The 20,688-nt window shown below is 72.4% G+C and carries 18 protein-coding genes and 2 pseudogenes; 6 read left to right on the top strand and 14 right to left on the bottom strand.

The annotated features are described in order from the left end of the window. Positions 1 to 60 precede the first annotated feature (60 nt). Positions 61 to 285, top strand: coding sequence for a hypothetical protein (locus ACIPXC_RS20040; protein ID WP_401619775.1), 225 nt, complete (start codon positions 61 to 63; stop codon positions 283 to 285). A gap of 128 nt (positions 286 to 413) precedes the next feature. On the opposite strand, the gene ACIPXC_RS20045 is transcribed toward ACIPXC_RS20040, so the two are convergent. Then, positions 414 to 860, bottom strand: coding sequence for a Fur family transcriptional regulator (locus tag ACIPXC_RS20045; protein ID WP_401619851.1), 447 nt, complete (start codon positions 858 to 860; stop codon positions 414 to 416). Between the two features lie 316 nt (positions 861 to 1,176). Between ACIPXC_RS20045 and katG the strand changes: the two genes are divergently transcribed. Continuing rightward, entirely contained in the window at positions 1,177 to 3,366 is a 2,190-nt protein-coding gene (katG, locus tag ACIPXC_RS20050) for a catalase/peroxidase HPI (protein WP_401619777.1), read from the top strand. A gap of 126 nt (positions 3,367 to 3,492) precedes the next feature. Here katG and ACIPXC_RS20055 read toward each other — a convergent pair whose 3' ends face one another. From ACIPXC_RS20055 to ACIPXC_RS20095, 9 genes and pseudogenes are all read right to left on the bottom strand, one after another. Continuing rightward, positions 3,493 to 4,032: a hypothetical protein gene (locus tag ACIPXC_RS20055; protein ID WP_401619780.1), complete on the bottom strand. Its 540-nt coding sequence runs from the start codon at positions 4,030 to 4,032 to the stop codon at positions 3,493 to 3,495. Between the two features lie 138 nt (positions 4,033 to 4,170). Further along, positions 4,171 to 4,794, bottom strand: a complete 624-nt coding sequence (locus ACIPXC_RS20060; RefSeq protein ID WP_401619854.1) for a nucleoside/nucleotide kinase family protein — start codon at positions 4,792 to 4,794, stop codon at positions 4,171 to 4,173. A gap of 59 nt (positions 4,795 to 4,853) precedes the next feature. Next, positions 4,854 to 5,288 (bottom strand): Ig domain-containing protein, encoded by a 435-nt coding sequence (locus ACIPXC_RS20065; protein WP_401619783.1) that lies wholly within the window; start codon positions 5,286 to 5,288, stop codon positions 4,854 to 4,856. Positions 5,289 to 5,465: 177 nt separating this feature from the next. Further along, positions 5,466 to 6,296, bottom strand: a complete 831-nt coding sequence (locus ACIPXC_RS20070) for a class I SAM-dependent methyltransferase (protein WP_401619786.1) — start codon at positions 6,294 to 6,296, stop codon at positions 5,466 to 5,468. A gap of 260 nt (positions 6,297 to 6,556) precedes the next feature. Continuing rightward, positions 6,557 to 7,648, bottom strand: coding sequence for a hypothetical protein (locus tag ACIPXC_RS20075; RefSeq protein WP_401619788.1), 1,092 nt, complete (start codon positions 7,646 to 7,648; stop codon positions 6,557 to 6,559). Positions 7,649 to 7,858: 210 nt separating this feature from the next. Further along, a complete protein-coding gene (locus ACIPXC_RS20080) occupies positions 7,859 to 8,398 on the bottom strand; it encodes a GNAT family N-acetyltransferase (protein WP_401619791.1) in 540 nt (179 codons plus the stop codon). 248 nt (positions 8,399 to 8,646) lie between these two features. Further along, a complete protein-coding gene (locus ACIPXC_RS20085) occupies positions 8,647 to 9,330 on the bottom strand; it encodes a DUF4360 domain-containing protein (RefSeq protein ID WP_401619794.1) in 684 nt (227 codons plus the stop codon). 48 nt (positions 9,331 to 9,378) lie between these two features. Continuing rightward, positions 9,379 to 10,023 carry a DUF4360 domain-containing protein gene (locus ACIPXC_RS20090; protein WP_401619797.1) on the bottom strand — a complete coding sequence of 215 codons (645 nt, stop codon included), beginning with the start codon at positions 10,021 to 10,023 and terminating at the stop codon, positions 9,379 to 9,381. A gap of 746 nt (positions 10,024 to 10,769) precedes the next feature. Then, positions 10,770 to 10,964 (bottom strand): annotated as a pseudogene (locus ACIPXC_RS20095) (SgcJ/EcaC family oxidoreductase); the annotation flags it as partial. Between the two features lie 86 nt (positions 10,965 to 11,050). On the opposite strand from ACIPXC_RS20095, the gene ACIPXC_RS20100 reads away from it, so the two are divergent. Together ACIPXC_RS20100 and ACIPXC_RS20105 are read left to right on the top strand one after the other, a co-directional pair. Continuing rightward, positions 11,051 to 11,578: a flavoprotein gene (locus tag ACIPXC_RS20100; RefSeq protein WP_401619800.1), complete on the top strand. Its 528-nt coding sequence runs from the start codon at positions 11,051 to 11,053 to the stop codon at positions 11,576 to 11,578. Positions 11,579 to 11,620: 42 nt separating this feature from the next. Beyond that, on the top strand, positions 11,621 to 11,878 hold the full coding sequence (locus ACIPXC_RS20105; RefSeq protein ID WP_401619803.1) for a hypothetical protein: 258 nt from the start codon (positions 11,621 to 11,623) through the stop codon (positions 11,876 to 11,878). Positions 11,879 to 11,936: 58 nt separating this feature from the next. Here ACIPXC_RS20105 and ACIPXC_RS20110 read toward each other — a convergent pair whose 3' ends face one another. Then, on the bottom strand, positions 11,937 to 12,290 hold the full coding sequence (locus ACIPXC_RS20110; protein WP_401619805.1) for a hypothetical protein: 354 nt from the start codon (positions 12,288 to 12,290) through the stop codon (positions 11,937 to 11,939). A gap of 371 nt (positions 12,291 to 12,661) precedes the next feature. Here ACIPXC_RS20110 and ACIPXC_RS20115 point away from each other — a divergent pair, with 371 nt between their 5' ends. Next, a complete protein-coding gene (locus ACIPXC_RS20115; protein WP_401619808.1) occupies positions 12,662 to 14,764 on the top strand; it encodes a SpoIIE family protein phosphatase in 2,103 nt (700 codons plus the stop codon). An 84-nt stretch (positions 14,765 to 14,848) separates the two neighbouring features. Here ACIPXC_RS20115 and ACIPXC_RS20120 read toward each other — a convergent pair whose 3' ends face one another. Continuing rightward, complete coding sequence (locus ACIPXC_RS20120) at positions 14,849 to 17,482, bottom strand: SpoIIE family protein phosphatase (RefSeq protein WP_401619811.1); 2,634 nt, start codon at positions 17,480 to 17,482, stop codon at positions 14,849 to 14,851. A 182-nt stretch (positions 17,483 to 17,664) separates the two neighbouring features. After that, positions 17,665 to 19,539 carry a VanW family protein gene (locus ACIPXC_RS20125; protein WP_401619814.1) on the bottom strand — a complete coding sequence of 625 codons (1,875 nt, stop codon included), beginning with the start codon at positions 19,537 to 19,539 and terminating at the stop codon, positions 17,665 to 17,667. Between the two features lie 194 nt (positions 19,540 to 19,733). Between ACIPXC_RS20125 and ACIPXC_RS20130 the strand changes: the two are divergent. Beyond that, positions 19,734 to 19,898, top strand: a pseudogene (locus ACIPXC_RS20130) (serine/threonine protein kinase); the annotation flags it as partial. Positions 19,899 to 20,167: 269 nt separating this feature from the next. Here the strand turns inward: ACIPXC_RS20130 and ACIPXC_RS20135 are convergent. Next, positions 20,168 to 20,656, bottom strand: coding sequence for a hypothetical protein (locus tag ACIPXC_RS20135; protein WP_401619817.1), 489 nt, complete (start codon positions 20,654 to 20,656; stop codon positions 20,168 to 20,170). Positions 20,657 to 20,688 lie beyond the last annotated feature (32 nt).

Consider the following 20,688-nt stretch of genomic DNA (forward strand, 5'->3'; position numbering starts at 1 on the left):
GGCCATGATGCCCCTCCGCGCCCGCCCGGCCGCCGGACCCGCCCGTAGGCCGCTCAGTCGGTGAAGGAGCCGTGGCGTCCGGCCCCGGCCGCGAACCGGCCGGCCCCGGCCCGGGTCGACGCATGCGCTGCGCAGCGCATGCGGGCCGGGGCCGTCGTCGTCACCGACGACACGCGGGAGCCGGTCACCTACGCCCATGACGGCACCGGTCCCGGCCGCTTCCGGCCATGGATCACCGCCGCCGGCGACCGCTACGACAGCCGTGATGTCCACCCCGAGTGGTAGCGCCCCGCGCCCGCTGCCCGGCCGTGGCCGGTGCCCGGACGTGGCCGGTGCCCGGACGTGGCCGGTGCCCGGACGTGGCCGGTGCCCGGACGTGGCTGTAGCCGTGGCCGTACGGATGCCCTCCGCGGTCAGGCGCTCGTCGGGCCGGCCGGCACGGTCGGCCCGCCCGCGCAGGTGGGGCACAGCCCGCGGTAGACGACCTCGGCCCCGGAGACGGCGAAGCCGTGGCGCTCGTGCGCCGGGAGGCCGGCCAGCGGGTCACCGGTCGGGTGGACGTCGCGGATGAGGCCGCATCCGGAGCACACCAGGTGCTGGTGCGGGCGGTGCGCGTTGGGGTCGTAGCGCTTGGCCCGCCCGTGCGCGGAGAGCTCGGCGACCTCGCCCAGGGCGACCATCTCGCCCAGGGTGTTGTAGACGCTGGCCCGGGAGATCTCCGGGAGCCGCCCGGCCGCGCGGGCGTGCACCTCGTCGGCCGTCAGGTGCACGTGCTCGCCGTCGAGGACCTCCGCGACCACACGCCGCTGCGACGTCATGCGCCAGCCGCGTCCCCGCAGCCGCTCCAGCAGGTCACTCATTCGGCTCACCGGTTCATGGTCGTCGGGACAAGGGACTGAGGAGTGGGCGGGCCCCGCCACGACCCGAAAAGCGAGCTACAGATTACCGGCAGGGAATGGCCGCCGGTGCTTTCCACGGCGGCGGAGTGATAACGATGATCGTACGATCTCCGCCTTTGCCTCCTTTCCCGTGCCGGCGGCATACCGGTAATGCCGGTTGGGCGAGCGCGCCCTGCGTGTTCTCTCAGCCCCGCGGTCCGCGGTGCGCGACCATACGGACGCCGTCAAGAGCGAGCATCCAGCAGATGGAAGCACCGAGACAGGAAGAAGGACGGACGTGTCCGGCAGCGAAAGCGAGAACCCCGCAATCCCCTCCCCGACCCCCGCTCCCCCTCGTCCCAGGACGAACCGGGACTGGTGGCCGAACCAGCTCGACCTCCAGGTCCTCCACCAGAACTCGCCCCAGGCCAGTCCGATGGGCGAGGACTTCGACTACGCGGAGGAGTTCGCGGCCCTGGACGTCGACGCGCTGAAGCGGGACGTCTTCGAGGTGATGACGACGTCGCAGGACTGGTGGCCCGCCGACTACGGCCACTACGGGCCGCTCTTCATCCGGATGAGCTGGCACGCCGCGGGTACGTACCGCATCGCCGACGGCCGTGGCGGCGGCGGTTCCGGAGCACAGCGTTTCGCGCCCCTCAACAGCTGGCCGGACAACGCGAGTCTGGACAAGGCGCGGCGTCTGCTCTGGCCGGTCAAGCAGAAGTACGGCCGGAAGATCTCCTGGGCCGACCTGCTGGTGTTCGCAGGCAACTGCGCAATGGAGTCGATGGGGTTCAAGACTTTCGGATTCGGCTTCGGCCGGGAGGACATCTGGGAGCCGGAGGAAGTCTTCTGGGGACCCGAGGACACCTGGCTCGGCGACGAGCGTTACCGCGGCGACCGGGAACTCACCGGGCCTTTCGGAGCGGTGCAGATGGGATTGATCTACGTCAATCCCGAGGGCCCCAACGGAAATCCCGACCCGATCGCCGCGGCCAAGGACATTCGCGAGACGTTCGGGCGCATGGCGATGAACGACGAGGAGACGGTCGCCCTCATCGTCGGCGGCCACACCTTCGGCAAGTGCCACGGCGCGGTCGATCCCGAGTACGTCGGTCCGGAACCGGAGGCCGGTCCGCTCGCGCAGCAGGGCCTCGGCTGGCACAACTCGTACGGCAGCGGCAAGGGCGTCGACACGATCACCAGCGGGCTCGAAGGCGCCTGGACGACCGAGCCGACGAAGTGGGACAACGGCTACCTGGACAACCTGTTCAGGTACGACTGGGAGCTGACGCGGAGCCCGGCCGGAGCGCAGCAGTGGACGCCCACGGACGCCTCGGCGCAGGACACGGTGCCGGACGCGCACGATCCGTCGAAGCGGCACGCCCCGATGATGCTGACGACGGACCTCTCGCTGAAGCTGGATCCGGTCTACGCGCCGATCGCGAAGAGCTTCCACGAGAACCCGGACAAGCTCGCCGAGGCGTTCGCCAAGGCCTGGTACAAGCTGCTGCACCGCGACATGGGGCCGCTGTCGCGGTACCTGGGGCCGTGGATCCCCGCACCGCAGCTGTGGCAGGACCCCGTGCCCGCGGTCGACCACGAGCTGGTCTCGGCCGGGGACGTGACCGCCCTCAAGGGCCGGATCCTCGCCTCAGGGCTGACCGTCTCCCAGCTGGTGACCACGGCTTGGGCGTCGGCGGCCAGCTTCCGCGGCACCGACAAGCGCGGCGGGGCGAACGGGGCCCGGATCCGGCTCGCGCCGCAGAAGGACTGGGAGGTCAACGACCTGCCCGAGGTGACCGAGGTGGTGGGGACCCTGGAGGGGATCCAGCGCGACTTCAACGGTTCGCAGGCCGGGGGAACGAAGATCTCGCTCGCCGACCTGATCGTCCTCGGCGGGTGCGCGGCGATCGAGCAGGCCGCGAAGAACGCGGGGCACGACATCACGGTCCCGTTCGCGCCCGGACGCACCGACGCCACGCAGGAACAGACCGACGTGGAGTCGTTCGCCGTGCTCGAACCGCGGGCCGACGGGTTCCGCAACTACTTCCCGGCGGGCGAGAAGCTGCCTCCGGAGACCCTGCTGCTGGACCGCGCGAGCATGCTGGACCTGACGGCACCCGAGATGACGGTGCTGGTCGGTGGGATGCGGGCCCTGAACACCGGATTCCGGCAGTCCCGGCACGGCGTGCTCACCGACCGGCCGGAGACCCTGACGAACGACTTCTTCGTCAACCTGCTGGACATGGGTACGCAGTGGACGGCATCGGCCACGGAGGAGAACGTCTTCGAGGGCCGCAGCGGCGGCAAGGGCGAGCCCCGGTGGACCGCCACCGCCGTGGACCTCGTCTTCGGTTCGAACTCCCAGCTCCGGGCCCTCTCGGAGGTCTACGCGTCCAAGGACGCGAGGGAGAAGTTCGTCCGTGACTTCGTGGCGGCCTGGGACAAGGTCATGACTCTCGACCGGTTCGACCTGGCCTGACGCGGCCGTCCCGGCCGGCCGCTCATAACGGCCGGCCGGGACGTGGCACGGTGTGCCGGACGCCGAACCGGACGCCGAACCGGGCGGTGTGCCGGACGGCGGGTCAGAGGGCGGGCAGAGGGCGTGTCAGAGGGAGTTCTTCGACGCGCTGGAGACGACGCACTCCTTGTACTCGCTGCCGTCGCCCTTGCCGGTGTACGGCGCGGTGGCCTCGGTCTGCTGGGACGCACCCGCCTTGACCTTGAGACCGGTCACCCTGGCCTGGGCCGCGACCGCGCTCGACCCGGCGGCCGGGTTGAACTTCATGGTGATGCTGTAGGTCTGGTCCAGCGAACCGCTGTTGGTGACGGTGAGCCGGGCGACCAGGTTCTTGCCGGTGCTGTCCAGCTTGCAGCTGTCGATCCTGATGTCGCGTTCGGCCTTGTCCCGGCCGGAACCGCCGGTGGTGGTGGTGCTCGTACCGCCGGTGGTGGTGCTGTCGCTTCCGCTGCTTGCGTTGCCTCCGCTGCTGGTGCTGTCGCTGCCACTACCACCGCTGGTGCCACCGCTGCTGCTGGAGCTGGAGTGGCTGCCGCCGCAGCCGGCGCCGTGGGATCCGCGGGCACCGGTGAGCGCGACGATGGCGATACCGAAGACGGCTATCGCGCGGACATGACGAAACTTCACGTTCTACCCCGTTGGTGTGTCCGTACTGAAACAGCTCGTTTTGACGAGCACACGTCACCCTAACAGCGGATTCGGACAACTCGATTCCGCCACGCCCGGGGCCGTGCACGTCTGTCCCGCACACCGTTCGGGGTGCGCTCAGCCGGGGTCGACGACGAGGTCGGCGCGGTGGCGGCCGAGGGCGATGAGCCGGGCGTTGGCCTCGTCGGAGCGGGCCACCCACGCGCGTGCGAGAGCGGGCTCCCTGCCGTGGCGCACGTGCCGCTCGACCAGGCGCCGCACCCGCGTCTCCTCGTCCGGGGCGCAGTACCAGGCCTCGTCCAGCAGCGGCCGCACCCCGGCCCACTCCCCCGCGTCGTGCAGCAGGTAGTTGCCCTCGGTGATCACCAGCGGGACTCCGGGGGGAACGGCGATGCTGCCCGCGATCGGCTCCTCGACGGTCCGGTCGAAGGCGGGCGCGTAGACCGTGGTGCCGCCGGATCCGGCGCAGGCGCGCAGGCGGGCCAGCAGGGCCACGTACCCGGCCGCGTCGAAGGTGTCAGGGGCGCCCTTGCGGTCGGCCCGCCCGAGCCGGTCGAGCTCGGCCCGGGCGAGGTGGAATCCGTCCATGGGCACGACCACGGCCGTCCGCGGGCCGAGCGCTTCGGCGAGCCGGGCGGCCAGGGTCGACTTCCCGGCGCCGGGCGGCCCGGCCAGGCCGAGGATCCGCCGGCCGCCGCGGCTGGCCAGCCCGGCCACCTTCTCCACCAGCTCCGTGATCATCTGCACGTGCGTATCCTGCCCCAGCATCGGACCGTGCGAAGGGGCGGGCCGGGCCGGGGTCAGCAGCGGGGGCAGGCGTCGCGGATGACGCGCCAGCTGAAGGTGGTCGAGGCCGTGGCGCCCGCGGCGTCGCGGACGGTGACGGTGACCGTGCGGGTCCCACTGCCGCGCGTGACGCCCGAGATCAGGCCGGTCGAGGGGTTGATCGTCGTGCCGAGGTGCAGGTTCGAGGCCGACCAGGTGTACGGCGTCACGCCACCGGCGGCCCTCATCTGCAGGCGAACCGCGTCCCACTGGAAGTTGACCTGGTTGCCGGGGTTGGCCACGACCGGTGCGGCCACCGCACCGTCCACGGCCACGGCGGCGGTTGCGGTTGCGGTTGCGGTTGCGGTCTGTGACGCGCCGAGGGCCGGACCGGCCGGTGCGACCAGGAGGGCGGCCAGGCCGATGGTCAGGGCCGCCAGTCTGCGCGGGGTGCGTAAGGCTGTGCTCAACGGGACCTCCGAACTCGTCGGGCGTCACGGCGGATTCCGGTACGAGTCCCGGACGCCGTCAACTCCCTTATGGGATATGTCCGTTCGAGGTGCGATGGGGCGTCGGAATCATAGGCGGCCCCGCGCCCGGCGTCGATGCCCCCGCACCGTGATCCGGCCCGAGCGGCAGAACACGGCCTAGGAAACCGGTTTCCAGCCCCAGGCGGTGAGCATGCCGGGTGACAGGCCCGTGCAGGAGGGGGACGCCAGATGGCGGACGGCTTCGTCGAGTTGTCCGTCGTCGACGAGACCGGTTGCCACCATGGCCCCACGGGCCCGCTCCCAGGTGTCGGCCCAGAACCTGCTGATCGGGCTCCCCGGCAGGAGGGGCGGTACGTGGATCTCGGCCGCCACGGCTTCCAGGCCGGCCGCCAACAGCAGCTCGGGATGGCGGGGCACCTGCGAGACGTCCGTACCGATGGTGTCGCGCAGTCCCTGCCACATGGCCCGCATGGCGCGGGTGTACGGCGTACCGGGCGCGGAGTCCGTGGTCAGGTCGACCGCGTCGCTGACGACGAGTACGCCGCCGGGGGCGAGGAGACGGCTCAGTCCGGCCACCATGCGCTGCGGGGAGGGCAGGTGCATGAGCACGAACCGGGCGTGGACGAGCCGGAAGAGGCCCGGGGCGAAGTCGTCGGCGGTGACGTCCGCCTGGAGCACGGTCAGTCCGGTCACGGGCTGCGCGGCGAGGAACCGGACGTCGCGGTCCACGGCGAGGACCTCCGCGACACCCGCCTCCGCCAGCAGGCGGCGGGCGATCGTGCCCGTGCCCGCCCCCACGTCCAGGCAGGTCCAGCCGGGCCCCACCCCGAGCGCGCGGAACCGGGCCATGCTGGTGTCGTCGTAGGCGAGGGCTCCGAGATCGATCCGGTCGCCCTCGCCGCTCCGATCCGGCCGGAAGACCCGCTCGCCGTAGCGCCCCTCGCCCGGGGAACCCGCACCGCCCGACGGCAGCCCTGTGTCAGCCATGGGGCAATTGTCCCCTCGATCGGCCGGGCGCGCGTGGCGTCGCCCCCGGCCGGACGCGGGGGTGCCTCGCCCTCGGGCTCCGCCGGCCCGGGCCGACAGCGCGGTGCGCCAGGCCCGGGGGGTTCGGCCGGGCAGGGAGAGACCTCGTGCGCTTGATGCTCTACGCCGCGTCGGCCGGTGAGCCGGGCCGTCCACACCGATCGGGCCGGGTTCGACGGCCCGGTCCAGGGGCGGTCGTCCGGCCTGCCGAGCAGGGGATGTTACGTACGGTCAGGAGCCGGGCCGGCGGCAGGCGGCGGGGTGGGGTCGGCCGGATCCGTCGAATCGGCCGGACCCGCCGGACCCGCCGGATCGGCGACGACGGGCGCGGACGCGGTCGGCGGCGCGGTCGGCGGCGCGGTCGGGGCCGCTGCGGCGATCAGGGACTCCGCGAGGTTCTCCTTGCGCATCCGCAGGTCGACGTAAAGCAGCGCCGTGACCAGCGGCGGGAAGCCGAACTGGAAGAGTCCGCTGATCAGACCGCCGATGACGATGCAGATCACGTACACGAGCAGCCCGACGATCGCCACCTCCGGATCCGGGTCCGACTCGCCCATCGCCATCATGCTCGGCAGGAACGCGGCCATGCCGACGAATCCGAAGGGCATCTGGATGGCGTAACCCACGGCCCCCGCCACGAGATATCCCAGCATGGTGATGCCGAACACACGCCACCAGCCGTCCTTGACCAGGTGGGAGGAGCGCCGCAGCGCCGCGACGGTGCCGAGTCCCTCGCACACCGCGGCGGCGGGCGCCAGGCTGAGTCGCGTGGCCAGCCAGACCGATACGGGCAGGCAGACCAGGAGGGCCAGGACCAGCAGGAACAGGGCAGCCGGCGAGCCGGATCCGTCGACGGACATGATGACCAGCGGGACGCCGACCGCGTAGACCAGGAGCATCGGCGCGCCCGCGATCAGCCCGGCGAGGAGCACGGTGCCGAGCACCGCGGGCAGCCGGGACCAGCAGCGGCGCCACATCGCGCCGAACGTCGTGGAACGGCCGAGCACGGCCTCCTGGATCACGGCCGGGCCCAGTGCGCTGATCAGCGCCGCGCCCACGGTCACCGTGACCAGAAGGAGCACTCCGACGGGCACGAAGGCCAGGAGCAGGCCCATCACATCCTCGCCGGCGACGCTCTCGCCGGGCCCGAGGTCGAAGACGGCGGCGAGCCGGTCCTGCGCGACCGCGACGGCGATGCCGGTCGCGACGGCCACGAGCAGGATCCCCGCGCCCTGTACGGCGAGCATGATGCCGACCAGGGGCTTCCAGTGCCGGCGGAAGGACGAGAACGCACCGCCGAGTATGTCGCCCACGCTGAGCGGTTGAAGCGGTATGACGCCGGGTGTGGGCGCCGACGGCGGCACCCAGCCGCCTCCCCACTGCGGCATCGGCTGTCCCGGGTGCTGTGCCCACCCCGTGTTCTGCGACATCTGTGTTCCCCCTCGGATGAAGGAACACGGTAACCCGCCGCGGGCCGCGGCCGTGCACGGGCCCCGGGCCGCCGTCGCCTCCTCCCGTGCAGGTCAGCCTGTCCGGACCCGCGCCATGCGGTACACCACGCTCGGGCGCAGCGGGCCCTCGGGCACGGTGAGGTCGTCGAAGTCGTCGGCCGGGTCCCGGGTCATGCCGATGCGGCGCATCACCGCCTGGGAGCGCAGGTTGGTGGCCGTGGTCACCGCGAGGAGCTCGGGCAGCGCGAGGCGTTCGAAACCGAAGGCCACGACCGCCAGGGCGGCCTCCGTGGCGAAGCCGTGCCCCCAGGCCGAGCGGGCCAGCCGCCAGCCGGCCTCCACCCCGGTGAACGGCATGTCCTCGTCCACCGGGTCCAGACCGGTGAAACCGATGAACTCGCCGGTATCCCGCACCTCGACCGCCCACCAGCCCCAGCCGCGCTGCTCGATGGCGGCCCGGAAGCGGGCCGCGGACGCCTCGCTCTGCTCACGGGTGAGGACGCCGTCCAGATGTTCGCGGACTTCGGGATCGGCGTTCATCGCCGCCCAGGGGCCCAGGTCGGACTCCCGCCATTGGCGCAGGACAAGACGTTCTGTTCGCAGTTCGGACATCCCTTCAAACTATCCGATCGCATTCACCGGGGCCGGGGTCGGGGGACCTCGACGTCCCGTTCGCACCCTCCCGGCGGCGGCCGTGGCGGCCGAGGTCCTGGTGTGGGTGCGGCGCGCCGCCTGAGCGCGGCGCCCGACGGCGTGGCCGGAGGTCCCGCGCCCGGCGGGACCTCCGACGACGGGCCGTCGGTCCGTCGGTCCGTCGGGCCCGACGGCCTGACCATCCCGACGGACCTGACGCGCGCGTCCTAATGCGAACGCGGCCGGGGTGCGGGACAGGCCTGCCAGGCGAGGTGGTAGAGCGTGCTCACGCTCGCGTCCGTGGAGTCCATGGTCATGAAGCTGGTCGCGGTCTGCGGATTGGACGTGCCGGCGTTCACGCGCAGTTCGGTGTTGATGTTGAAATTGCGTTTCTCGCCGCACGGCGCCCAGACGAGATCCGCGTACTCCGTCCTGTCGGTCGCCTGCCAGTTGTCGTTGAGCGGGCCGTTGAACTGATGGGTGCGCTGGGTGGTCTGCGGCATTCCCTGGAAGTAGTAGTTCGCCTTCTCCTGGCCCCACGCTCCCGGTTGGAGGAATGCGAATCCCCGGTAGTCGGCCTGGACAATGGCGTACGTGAATCCCGTGGGAACGTGGACCCGCAGATTGAGCTGGCAGTTCTTGCGGAATCCCGTCGGTGGCGCGCCCGGTCCGACCTGCGCGAGGTAGTCACTGTAGGTGACGGTGAAGGCCGTGTTGTCGGGTGCGACGGCCACTTCGGCGGTGCCCTCCCGACAGCCGGACCCGTTCACCGTGGCGAGTTCGATCACGATCCTGTCGGGGGGTGCGGTGATCTGCGGGTTCGGGCCAGCGGCTCCTGCCGGGGTAGCCGTGACGATCAGTGCCGCGGCCGCGGCACCGGTGAACAGGGTGCGGGGCAGGGAAGGGGACATCGTTGTCACTCCTGACCGTGATGTGCTGGTTCCGGGGCTCACGCCGTGTCAGACCGCGGGACATTCCTTCCATGCGAAGTGGTAGACCGTGCTGACGCTGCCGTCCGTGGAGTCCATGCTCATGAAGCTCAGGGCCTGCGGGCTCGATGTTCCGGCGTACACGCGCAGTTCGCTGTTGACGTTGAGGTTGCGCTCCTCGCCGCACGGCGCCCAGACCAGGTCGGCGTACTCCGTCTGGTCGCTCGCCTGCCAGTTGTCGGAGTAGGGGCCGTTGAACTGGTGGGTCCTGCGGGTGGTCTGTGCCATGCCCTGGAAGTAGTAGTTGGCGCGCTCCTGGCCGTAGGCCCCGCGCTGGAGGTGGGCGAAACCGCGGTAGTCCGCGCGGGCGATGGCGTACGTGAAGCCCTGCGGCACATGGATCTGGAGGGCGAGCTGGCAGTTCTTGCGGAAGTCGGTTCCGCCGGAGCCGGCGCCGGTCTTGGCGAGGTAGTCGCTGTACGTGACCGTGAACGAGGTGTTGTCGGAGGCGGCGGCGACGCTCGCCGTGCCCTGGGGGCATCCCGAGCCGTTCACGCCGACGACGTCGACCGTGATTCTCCCGGGAGGATAGGTGGCGTCGTGTGCCTGTGCCGGCATGGCCAGGGTGGACAACGCCACCACCGCCGCGCCGACGGTCAGCCTGCGGAGCAACATCCTTGTTTCTCCATTCATCAGGGGCCGCCGATCAATTTCGGCATGGACATGCCACCACGGACCCGCCTGCGCCGAAAGGACGGGATATGGACAACCGCCCCCCGGCGGTGCGCGCACCCCTTCGCTGGCCGAATTCCACCAGGGCGGCGAGGCACCGGATTTCACCGCATCCGGCCCCGGGACGTCACTACGCAGGTCGGACGGCGGGCCGCGGGCCGACCCCGCGGGCGCCCACCGCGAGGCACCGGGCGCCCAACTTGGCCGGACCGGCCGTGCTGCCCGGCCCGGCCGTTCGCGTGACGGGGTACGCGTGCCGGCCGCCCCGGTCCGAAAGCCGGTACGGCCGAGCCGTCGCATCCGGGCCGTCGCATCCGGGCCGGCCCGCGGGACCCGCCCCAGGCTCCGCCCCGTCGCGACGCCGCGGGGCAACTCAATACAGGCCCTAGCGGCACCCCCCGCGCCTGTTCCGCCTTCGCCGGCGCTCCCCGTACCCGGACACCCCGCGGCTTCGGGATCGGCGAGGACGCCGCGGAGTACCTGCTCGACCTCCCCGCCGGCCATGGCGGCGATCACCACGTTCTCCTGGCGGGAGAGCCCCCCGCAGCTCCTCCCCCGACAGCACCCGGTGCGCCTCGCACAGCGCCGCCCCCCAGTGCCGTGAACTCCTCCGGCCCGAGCCCGTACAGTTCGGCCGCCACCGCGTCGGCGTCGGCCACAGCGCCACGGTCCCCCACCTGACCCGGGGATCAGGCCGGGTCGTGCACCACCTGGGTGTTCTGACAGGCGGTCAGCAGCCAGGGCCCGTCCGCCTCCCGCGTCATCACGTACAGTGGCACGCCCTCGCCGCCGTCCGGCGCGTGGTAGACCTGGCGCACCTTCACCGCCGCGACGTCCGGGCGCAGGAACCGCACGTGGACGACCTCTTCGATCGCCTTGATGTCGGCGGCCGTGGCCGCGTGCTCGTCCATGGGCTCGAACCTGCTCCCTCAACCACACTTGAGGTCAAGCAATATGATCATAATGCGGCATGACCATGAAGACCCTCTACCTGCTCTGCTCCGCCGCCCCACCCGTGTTCGACGTCGCCCATGTCATCGAAGACGCCCAGGCCCGCGGCTGGAACGTGTGCCTCGGCCTCACCCCCACCGCCGCGCACTGGCTCGCCGGGAGCCTCGACGGGCTCGCCGCCCTCACCGGCCACCCCGTGCTCTGGCAGTACCGGCTCCCCGGCGAACCGGAGCAGTGGCCGGCCGCCGACGCGATCCTCTACGCCCCCGCCACCTTCAACACGGTCAACGCCTGGGCCCTCGGCCTCACCGACCGGCTGACCGTCGGCCTCGCCGCCGAGGCCCTCGGCAACAGCACTCCCGTCACCGCCATCTCCTGCACCAACACCGCGCTCGCCGCGCATCCCCAGTACGACATCTCCCTCGCCACCCTGCGCAACGCCGGGGTCCGCCTCCTCCCGCACGACAACACCCCCACCGAAGCCCCGGCCCCCTTCCCCTGGGCCACGGCCCTGGGCGCCCTCGACCCCGCGCCCGCCCAGCACTGAGCGCGCGGGCCGCGGAAGGGGAAGGAGCGTACCGGCCGCGGCTTGCGCGGCGTCGCCGGGATCGAGGGTGCCCGGGTGCTCAACGAGGTGGTGTTCACCCAGGTGTGCGCGGAGTTCGGCGACGACGAACGCACCGAGCGGGTACTCACCCGGCTCCTCGACGACGGTACGACGTGGATCAGCGGCTCCACCTGGCACGGCCGGCGCGTCATGCGCATCTCGGTAAGCAACTGGTCCACGAACGAGGACGACGTGGCGCGCGCCCTGGACGCGGTCCGCCGGGCCGCCACCGGCCTCTGACTCCGACTGTCCGCCCCCTGTCGTCGCGGCCCTCGTACCGCCGTCGTCGCCGGCCGCGTCAGTGGACGACGCTGAAGCTGCGCCAGGGGTTGGTCCTGGGGGCCGTCACGTTCGACAGGGTCGTCGCCACGTAGATCCCGTTGTTCGGATCGTCCGTCTGCTTGCAGTCGAAGTTCTGGTACAGGATGACGTCGACGAGGGTGTTGTTCTCGACGTGGGTGGCCCCGTCGGGGATGGCGATCCGGTGGCAGCCCGTGACGAGGGTGTTGTTGTAGTTGATCTCGACCGGCGAGTCGTGGCCGCGGAAGCTGAGCTGGCCGACGGTGCTTCGACCCAGACCCGAGCAAGCGGTGGCGCCGAGCAGCAGCGCTGCGGCCCCCGCGGTGATCCCGATACGTCGCCTGTGGGACATGGTGCGGTCCTCGTCTGTGCGGTGGTGTCGGTCCTTGCCCACAGCGTGGCCCGGGGTGGCGCGCGGGGCCCGCTGTGCTCGGCCGACCGGATGAACGGAGGGCGCGGGGCCGCCTTGCCGCACCCGCCGACGCCGCGTCTGCGGAGCCGGGTCCGGGTCCGGCGGCCGGTTCCGGGGCCGACGGCCGGTTCCGGGGCCCGGTCCGGCGGCCGGGGAGCGCCGCCGGTCGCCCGGAGCGAGGATGAAGGTGATGAAAGGGGTGGAGCGCAGCCGCGGACCGCACGGGGCGAGCGGCCGGCGGACACGGCGCCGCCGCGAGACGGGGCCGCCGCGCGGCGGCGCCGGGTACGCCCGGAAGGAGCGGGTGCGGGATGCATGAGGAGAGGCCCCTCGAAGAGCTGATCAGCGGCGCGGCCCAGGACGCCGGCGGGTGGCTGGGCGCCCTGCCGGTGGCGCTCGTGGCCACCAGCGGCGACGGCATGATCGTGCGCTGGAACCACGGGGCGCAGGAACTGCTGGGCTACGACCCGCCCCAGGTCCTCGGACGGCACATCGCCGATCTCCTCCACCCCGGCGCCGACCGCAGCCTGGGCCGGTCCCTGTGGGAGACGGCCGCCACCGGCCGCGGGGTGATGGGCACGGTGACCGCCTGGCACCGAGGCGGCCACCCGCTGGAGCTGGAGATCTGGGCCTGTCCCGTACCCGACCGGCGGCACGGCGCCTCGGCCGTGCTGGTGTTCGCCGCGGACGCGCACGCGGCGCGCCGGATCCGCGGGTCCTCGGCGGTGTGGGACGGCCTGTTCGCCCGCTCCCCCGTGGGGATCGCCGTACTCGACACGCAGCTGCGGTTCCTCCAGGTCAATCCGGCGCTGGAGGCGATGAACGGGCTGACGGAGTCCGCCCACGTGGGCCGTCGGCTCGCCGAGGTGCTGCCGGAGGTGAACGCGGGCGAGATGGAGGAGGCCATGCGCCAGGTCCTGGCGACCGGCGAGCCGGTCCTCAACCGCCGGCGCACCGGCCGGACCCCGGCGGACCCGGACCACGACCATGTGTGGGCGTGCAGTTACGTACGGGTCGAGGACCCGGCCGGCCGGCCGATCGGCGTGATCGCCTCCCTGCTCGACATCACCTCGCAGCAGCGCGACCACACCGAGGCGGAGGCCGGGCGCCGCCGGCTCGCCCTGCTCACCGAGGCCAGCTCCCGGATCGGCGCCAGCCTCGACCTGGAACGCACCGCGCAGGAGCTGGCCGACCTGGCCGTCCCGCACCTCGCCAGTGCCGTCACCGTCGACGTGCTGGACTCGCTGGCGCGCGGCAACGAACCGGGCATGGGGCTGACCGGGGGTGTGGCGCTGCGCCGCCTGGGCAAGGCCCCCCTGACGGGCTCCCCGGTCACGCAGATCCTCGCCCCGCTGGGCCGGACCCTCACCTTCCCCGCGACCGCGCCGTACACCCAGGCGCTTGCAGCCCGTCAGCCCTACCTGATCGCCCACCTCGACTCCATGGCGATCGCCCCGGCTTCCCGACACACCCCGAAGCCCGCCCAGCTCGTCGAGACGGGTGTGCACTCGTTCATGATGGTCCCGCTGGTCGCGCGCGGGCTCGTCCTGGGCGTGGCCGCCTTCTACCGCACGAAGCCCTTCGAACCCTTCGGTTCCGACGACGTCACCCTCGCCGGGGAACTCGCCGCCCGGGCCGCCGTCAGCATCGACAACGCCCGTCTCTACCACCACGAGCACGAGACCGCCGTCGTGCTCCAGCGCAGCATGCTGCCGCAGCACGTCACCCCGCCGCCGGGCATCGAGATCGCCCACCGCTACCTGCCGGCCAGCGACGTCAACGAGGTCGGCGGGGACTGGTACGACGTCGTCCCCCTCGCCGGCGGGAGGGCCGGCCTGCTCATGGGGGACGTCATGGGGCACGGCATCGCGGCCGCCGCGGTGATGGGGCGCCTGTCCGCGACCGTCCGCGCCCTGGCGCGCCTCGACATGCCGCCCACGGCGCTGCTGCACCAGCTGGAGGCAACCCTCGCCGACCTCGCGGAGCCGATGCTCGCCACGTTCCTGTACGTGGTCTGCGACCCGGCGACCGGCCGCTGCACGATCACCCGGGCCGGACACCCGCCGCCGGCCGTGGCCGAGCCCGACGGCACCGTCTACCTGGTCAAGACCCCGCCCGGGGCCCCGCTGGGCGTCGGCGGGGTCACCTTCACCACCACCGACCTCACGCTCCCGCCGGGCAGCCTGCTGGTCCTCTACACGGACGGCCTGATCGAGGCCCGCAACCGCGACATCGACGAGCGGCTGGGCGAGCTGACCGGCCTGCTCACCGAGCCCCTCCAGCCGCTCGACCACCTGTGCGACTCGCTGATCGCCCACCTCGTCCCGGCGTCCGCCGACGACGACATCGCCCTGCTGACCGCCCGTATCGGCATGAACCATTCGAACGGTACGCACCACCCGACGGGCCGCTGAGTCCTGCGGACCCGGTACTGCGGGCGAGCAGCCGGCCGGGGACGTCGGCGGCGCCTTCGGAGGGCGCCCGGTAGGCGCGCGCCGTCAGAGGGGGTCCACGTCGAGGAAGGCGGAGAGGACGGTCTCGCCGCCGCCCGGGGTGCCCGGCAGGGCCAGTTCCGCCCAGATGACCTTGCCCTCGGGGGTGTAGCGGGTGCCCCAGTGCTCGCTGAGCTGGGCGACCAGGAACAGGCCGCGCCCTCCCTCGTCCGTGGTGGCGGCGTAGCGCAGGTGGGGGGCCGTACTGCTGCCGTCCCAGACCTCGCAGGTCAGGTTGTGGTCGCGGAGCAGCCGTACCCGCACCGGTCCGCTTCCGTGCCGCAGGGCGTTCGTGATCAGCTCGCTGAGGATCAGTTCCGCGGCGAAGCCGAGTTCCGTCAGGTCCCATTCGTCGAGCTTCTTGGCGGCGACGCTGCGCATGCCGCCGACCGCGCTCGGCTCGAAGGCCACGTCCCACTGGGCGACCCGGTCGGGGCCGAGGGTCCTGGTGCGGGCGATGAGCAGGGCCACGTCGTCGGTGGGCCGGGCGGGGAGCAGCATGTCCAGGACGGCCCGGCAGCTGTCGTGGGGGTCCCGGTCGGGGTGGCTGAGCGCCGCCCGGAGCAGTTCCAGCCCCTCGCTGATGTCCCGGGTCCGTTCCTCCACCAGCCCGTCGGTGTAGAGGACCAGCTGGCTGCCTTCGGCCAGTTCCAGTTCCGCGGTCTCGAACGGCATGCCGCCCAGTCCCAGCGGGGGCCCCGCGGGCAGCTCGACGATCTGCGTGGTGCCGTCGGGGGCGACCAGGAGCGGGGGCAGGTGCCCCGCCCGGGCCATGGTGCAGCGCTGGGACACCGGGTCGTAGACGGCGTACAGGCAGGTGGCGCCGAGTACGCCGCCGTCCGCGTCCTCGGCGTCCTGGTTGTGGTCGTGGTCGATGCGCTGTACGAGGTCGTCCAGGCGGGCGAGGATCTCGTCGGGCGGCAGATCGAGGGAGGAGAAGTTGTGCACCGCGGTGCGCAGCCGGCCCATGGTGGCGGCGGCGTGCAGGCCGTGGCCGACGACGTCGCCGACGACCAGGGCGACCCGGCTGCCGGGCAGCGGGATCACGTCGAACCAGTCGCCGCCGACGCCGGACTGGGCGGGCAGGTAGAAGTGCGCGACGTCCATGGCGCTCTGTTCGGGCAGGGCGCGCGGCAACAGGCTGCGCTGGAGGGTCACGGCGAGGGCGTGTTCGCGGGTGTAGCGGCGGGCGTTGTCCATGCTGACGGCCGCGCGGGCGACGAGTTCCTCGGCGAGGGACAGCTCGTCCTCGTCGAAGGGCTCGTGCTTCTGCGAGCGCCAGAAGTTGACCACGCCGAGGACGACGCCCCGGGCCATCAGGGGGGCCGCGATGAGCGAGTGGATGCCGTAGTCGACGATGGCGCGGGCCCGCGGCGGGTCCTGGGCCTGCCAGCCGGGGGCCTCGGACAGGTCGGGTACCAGTTCCGCCCGCCCGGTGCCGTAGCCGCGGGCCTGCGGGGTGGACGGCAGGAAGTCGATGAGCCGCCCGACGGGGTAGAGGGGGTGGTCGGAGCGGATGCCGCTGATGGCCGTGCGCCGCATGTCGGCGCCCGGGGCGGGCTCGTCGCCGTCGATGACCTGGTCGGCGAGGTCGACGGTGACGAAGTCCGCGAAGCGGGGTACGGCGACAGCGGCGAGCTCCTCGGCCGTACGGACCACGTCGAGGGTGGTCCCGATGTCGCCGCCCGCGTCGTAGAGCAGTTTGAGGCGCCTGCGGGCCGTCTCGGCCCGGGTGGTCAGGATCTGCATCTCGGTGGAGTCGCGGATGGTGACGACCGCACCCTCGGGCCGGCCCCGGGGGTGGGTGGGCCGCTGGTTGACGACGAGCAGCCGGTCGCCGGAGCCGATCACCTCGTCGGTGGCCTCGCGGCCGGAGAGCAGCAGGTCGGCCATCCGGCGCGCCAGGCCGGGCACGTCGCCGATGGGGCGGCCCTCGGCGTTCTCGGGCAGGCCGAGGAGGCGTTTGGCCTCGTCGTTGGCGAGCAGGAGCTGTCCGTCGCCGTCGGTGATCAGGACCCCTTCGCGGACGGCGTGGAGCACCGCGTCGTGGTGCTCGTACATGCGGGTCATCTCCTGCGTGCCGAGCCCGTGGGTCTGGCGGCGCAGGCGTCTGCTGATCAGCCAGGTGCCGACGGTGGCCAGGGCCAGGCCCGTGGCGATGGCCAGGAGGATCACCGGGAGCTGGCGGTCGAGGGCGCCGGTGACGTTCTCGACGGTCAGGCCGGCGGACACCAGGGCGACGACCTCGCCGTTGGGGTCCTTGACCGGGACCACCGCCTGGATCTCCTTGCCCAGGGGACCGTCGACGCTCTCGGTGTGGACCTTGCCCTCCAGCGAGGGCTCGATGGTTCCGACGAACCGTTTCCCGATGCGGTCCGGCTGGGGATGGCTGTAGCGGATGCCGTTGGTGTCCATCACCACGATGAAGTCGACCCCGGCGGCCTTGCGCGTCTGCTCGGCCAGGGGCTGCAGCACCGCGGAGGGGTCGGACGTCTTCAGGGCGGGCTGGAGGCCCAGCTGGTGGGCGAAGGTCTCGGCGACGGCTACCGAGCGGTTGCGTGCCTCGCGGTCGATGTCGTGCCGCGACTGCAGCACCAGCGCCAGCAGGGACCCGGCGGCGAGCAGGACCACGATCGCCACCTGGAGGACGAATACCTGGCCGGCGACGCTTCTGAATCGGTTGCCTAGAGGTGACCGCACCGACGTGCCCGGCACGGGTGGCAAGGAATGGTCACGAACCCAGTTGTAGCACTTCCGGGCCTCCATGGCTCCCGGCATGCACAATGCGCGCCGGGAGTGTCACACCTCGTCCCCGCTGTCCCTCAGGACCTGCGGGGTGCGCCGGCGCCGTCGGCGGGGGCTCCGGCAGGGGCGGGCGCGGCCTGTGCCGTCCGCGCGGTACCGGCGGTACCGGGCGCCGCCGGGCTCGCGGGCGCCGCGGGCGCCGTCGGGGCCGGGGTCGTGGCTCCCTCGGGGGCCTCCGGGGTGCAGACGACCTCGTCGCGGGGGGTGTAGTGGGTCTTGAACTCCTCGGTGCGGACTTCCTTGCCGCCCTGGACGAAGACGCGGCCCACCGTCACGTCGAAGCCTTCGAGCGGGGTCTGGACCTCGCAGGCCGGCCCGCTGCCGGTGCGCTTCGCGGGCGGCGTGACGTTGGTGCGCGGCCCCTTGGTCGCGCGTATCTCGTCGTACTTCCTGGTGCCGAGGAGGGTGATGGTCAGCGAGGTGTCGGTGGATTCGGCCTGTACGTAGACGGCGTGGCCGGAGTCGTTGATCCAGCGCAGGTCGAGGGTGCCCCAGGCAACGGTGGCCTCGCGGCCCTCGGGGTAGCGCTCGATGTAGAAGGAGTGGGCACCGTACTCGACGGGCCTGAGGCCGGCGAAGAAGACCGCGTTGTACATGGTCGTGGCGACCGCGGAGACGCCGCCGCCGGGCGACTTCACGTACCGGCCGTCATTGATCATGATGCCGTCGACGAAACCGTTCTCCTTGGTGCGCTCACCGACCGTGCGGTTGAAGCTCCACTCCTTGCCCGGCTGGACGAGGGAGCCGTTGATGAGCTCCACGGCCCGGCCGATGTTGGTGCTGCGGTACGGGGCGGCCGGGAAATCGACGGTGAAGGAGGAGAGCTTCTCCCTGATGCCGATCCGTCGCGCCTCCTCGCTGGAGAGTTCCGGCTGGACGGCCACGGTGGCGACCTCGCCGCTGCGGGCCGCGCCCGTGCGGGTCAGCAGCGGCAGCACGGCCCTGCCGAGCGCCTCCTCGGTCACCTTGCGTCCCGCACGGCTCTGCTGGGCCATGACCACGGTGCCGTCGGGGCCGACGCGGGGGGCGGCGTCGAGGGCCGGACGGCTGACTTCCTCGATGGGGCCGGCCACGGCGGGTTCGGCCATCAGACCCTTGGAGTCGAGGGCGGGTACGAGACGGCCCTGGGCGTCGGGCCGCATCTTCAGGTGCTCGCCCAGCACCGCGGGGGTGATGGACACGCTCTTCCCGGCGACGGTGAGCGCGACGGGCCCCGACATGGCGGGCCGGGCGAACTGCTGCAGGGCCCGTCCGGTCTCCTCGGCGCCGACGGCCGGCTCGGTGCGCTCGACGGGCAGTACGACCGGGCCGGTGTCCGTCCGCGGGTAGGCGTCACGGAGCGTGTCGAAGGCCCGGTCCTGGACGAGGGTGACGCCCGTGAGGGGGGCGACGGCCTTGGCGGCGCCCTTCTCGAAGGCGATGGCGCCGTCGCGGGGTGCGCGGGCGGTGGCTCCGGCGATGCGGTCGACCGCGGCCCGGCCCTTCTGCTCGTCGGCACGGATCACGGGTTCGACGTCGCGTCGGCCGGACGCGAAGAGGCCGCCGATGACGGTGACGGGGTCGTAGCCCTTGCGCACGGCGCGGTCGACGGTCGCGGCGGTGTCCAGCGAGAGGCCGAGCGTCGCGGGATCGGCCTTCTCGACGTGGTCGCCGATCTTCATGGCGACGGGTGCGGCGGCGGCGGGACCGAGCTCCCGGTCCAGTACCCGCCGGGCCTGCGCGACGGGCAGGCCGCCGATGTCCACGCCGCGCACGCGAGTGCCCCGTTCGACGTCGCCGCCCGCCACGAGTCCGGTGACGTAGAGGCCGCCCAGCCCGAGGACGACGGCTCCGCCCGCAACCATCGGCAGGGCCATCCGCCGGTTGCCCGTCCAGCCGCGCACGCGTCCCATGTCACTCCCAGTGGCGCCGACCGTCCCCGGACGGCGCAGGCCGCTCACGCGGCACATAGACGACAGATCCGGGATTCATGATTCCCCCAAAAGGGGCAATTGAGGGACGAATGTAACGGTTCTCACGATCCGGGACCGGCCCGTACGCGAGCGGCGGCCCTCCGCCCGGGGCGTGCGGGCGCCGGACCGGACGGCACGTCCCCGGTCTCACGCTGCGGGAGGCCATCGCCCTGCACGGCGGCCCGCTGCCCGCGGACGCGCTGTGGCTGCTGCTGCGGGAGGCGGCCGCGGGCCTGGCCCCGGTGCACGCCCGGGACATGGTGCACCGCGATCTCAAGCCCTCGAACGTCATGCTGACCCGCCCGATCCGAGCACGGCCGGCAGGCGGGCCCCGACCTGGGCGGCGGAACGCCGACCCTCACGAAGGGCAACTGGACCGTCCTGGCGAGCCGCCCGTCCCCGGAGGCCGCGCAATGCCTCCAGGCTCCGGTGGTGATGTCCCTGACCTGCCTGGACCCGGCGGGCTCCACCGCACCGCCGACGCCCGCGCCGGGGCCGCCCCGACCCCCCGTACCGCCGGGCCTGCCGGAGTGCGTGTCGCACTCCGGCAGGCAGCGGGGAGGAGGGATCAGAAGGCCCGCAGGAGGTACTTGGTACGGAAGCCGCCGCTGGTCGAACAGTCGAGCGTGTTCTGCGTGCTGGTGTAGGTGAATCCGCTGGGGACGGTGCACGCCCACAGGCCGGTCTTGGGGGTGCGCAGCAGGTACTTGGTGCGGAAGCCGCCGCTGGTCGAACAGTCGAGCGTGTTCTGCGTGCTGGAGTAGGTGAACCCGCTGGGCGCGGTGCAGGCCCACAGGTTGTCGGCGGGCGGCTGGACGAAGTAGTAGGTGCGGAAGCCGCTGCCCCCGCAGGAGAGGGTGTTCTGGGTGGAGGAATAGGTGTAGCCGGGCGGCACGGTGCAGGACCAGAAGCCGGCGGCGGCCGCGGCCGGTGACTCGGCCGCCGGTGACTCGGCTGCGGGGGAGGCGGACGCGGTGGCGGGGACGAGGGCGGTGGCCAGCATGACGGCCGCACTGCCGCCACCGAGCAGCAGCGTACGCAGTTTCGATCGGATCACGGAATGCACTCCTGGCTCGTTGTTCACCGGAC

Source organism: Streptomyces sp. NPDC090021, assembly GCF_044748225.1.
Classification (GTDB): Bacteria; Actinomycetota; Actinomycetes; order Streptomycetales; family Streptomycetaceae; genus Streptomyces.